We start from the raw sequence: 1,484 nt of genomic DNA on the forward strand, positions 1-1,484 counted from the left end.
CACCCGCGAGCAGCTGGCGCTCGGCGCCTCTCAGATCAAGGTGATGGCCGGCGGTGGTGTGGCTTCCAACTACGATCCCATCGACGTGGCCCAGTACTCGGTGCCGGAGATCCGCTCTGCCGTTGAGGCCGCTGACAACTGGGGCACCTACGTGACCGTGCACGCCTACACCCCGAAGGCCGTGCGTCAGGCCATCGAGGCCGGCGTCAAGTGTATCGACCATGGTCAGATGCTCGACGAAGACACCGCCAAGCTGATGGCCGAGAAGAAGATCTGGTGGAGCCTGCAGCCGTTTACCGACGATCGCAAATCCCCCTTCCCGGAAGGCTCGGCGAACCGCCTGAAGCAGCTTGAGATGTACAAGGGCACCGATCACGCCTATGCCATGGCCAAGAAGTACGGCATCAAGACCGCATTTGGTACCGATGCCCTGTTCAGCGCCCAGGCCGCTGCCGATCAAGGCACCATGCTGGCCAAGATGAGCACTTGGTATACCCCGGCCGAAGTGCTGAAGATGGCGACCCACGACAACGCCGAGCTGCTGGCCCTCTCCGGCCCGCGCAACCCCTATCCGGGCAAGCTGGGTGTGGTGGAAGTCGGCGCCCTGGCCGACCTGTTGCTGGTCAACGGCGATCCGCTCAAGGAGCTCTCCCTGGTGGCCGATCCGGCAACCAACTTCAAGGTGATCATGAAAGACGGCAAGGTCTACAAGAACACCCTGTAAGCTATCTGGATGACAAAAGGCCCCTGAAGGGGCCTTTTTTTATGTCTGAATGCGGGGCATGCGAGAGGTAGGCTGGCACAGGGCCGCGCCTAGCTGGGTTTTCCCTCAGCCAGCTTGCGCTGGTAGTCGCGCTGAACGATGGCCAGCGCCTTGAGCGCCAGCTCGGTGGGGATCTGGTGGCTTTCGAGCAGCTCGATGAGATCGACGGCGAGCTGAACTTCCTTGGGCGCCTGCTCCAACGACATGGCACTTCCTCGACAAGATGAGACGGGGCGGCAGTATAGCGGGGGCGCGTGCCGCGCCCAAGCCTTCACAGATGCTGGCGCATCTCTCTGTCTATCTGCTCGCGCAGGGCCACCAGCTTCAGGGCATATTGCTCGAGCTGGTGCTGGGCGTCGGTTTCGGGCTGCCAGCTCGGCACCGGGCGCGGTTTGCCCTGCTCGTCCATCGCCACGAAGATGATGATGCAGTGGGTGGTCTTGTGGCGCTCGCAGGCGGCCGGGTGACGGCTGTAGACATCGACGGCCAGGTGCATGCTGGTGCTGCCGGTGTGGATCACCTGGGCGTGTACCTCGACCAGCTCGCCGATCTGGATGGGGCGGATGAAACGGATCCCCCCCACGTACACGGTGACCGCGTAGCCACCGCTCCAGCCGGCGGCGCAGGCATAGCCCGCCTGATCAATCCACTTCATCACCATGCCGCCGTGCACCTTGCCGCCAAAATTGACGTCCGAGGGCTCGGCCAGAAATTGCAGGGT

General features: G+C 63.1%; 3 protein-coding genes. 1 reads left to right on the forward strand and 2 read right to left on the reverse strand.

The window, feature by feature from the left end:
• Nucleotides 1-724 (forward strand): amidohydrolase family protein (locus BN1134_RS01575; protein ID WP_042044832.1); only part of this gene is annotated, 724 nt, incomplete at its 5' end.
• Nucleotides 725-813: 89 nt separating this feature from the next.
• Here BN1134_RS01575 and rsmS read toward each other — a convergent pair.
• Together rsmS and BN1134_RS01580 are read right to left on the reverse strand one after the other, a co-directional pair.
• Nucleotides 814-969 (reverse strand): pleiotropic regulatory protein RsmS, encoded by a 156-nt coding sequence (gene rsmS / locus BN1134_RS19070; protein ID WP_084214669.1) that lies wholly within the window; start codon nucleotides 967-969, stop codon nucleotides 814-816.
• A 65-nt stretch (nucleotides 970-1,034) separates the two neighbouring features.
• Nucleotides 1,035-1,484: acyl-CoA thioesterase (locus BN1134_RS01580; protein ID WP_084214670.1), on the reverse strand; the 450-nt coding region annotated here is incomplete at its 5' end.

The sequence above is a fragment of the Aeromonas simiae genome, assembly GCF_000820125.1.
Lineage (GTDB): Bacteria > Pseudomonadota > Gammaproteobacteria > Enterobacterales > Aeromonadaceae > Aeromonas > Aeromonas simiae.

Excerpts from the sequence above, each read along its gene's own strand:
- rsmS (WP_084214669.1), bottom strand. The coding sequence starts at position 969 with ATGTCGTTGGAGCAGGCGCCCAAGGAAGTTCAGCTCGCCGTCGATCTC.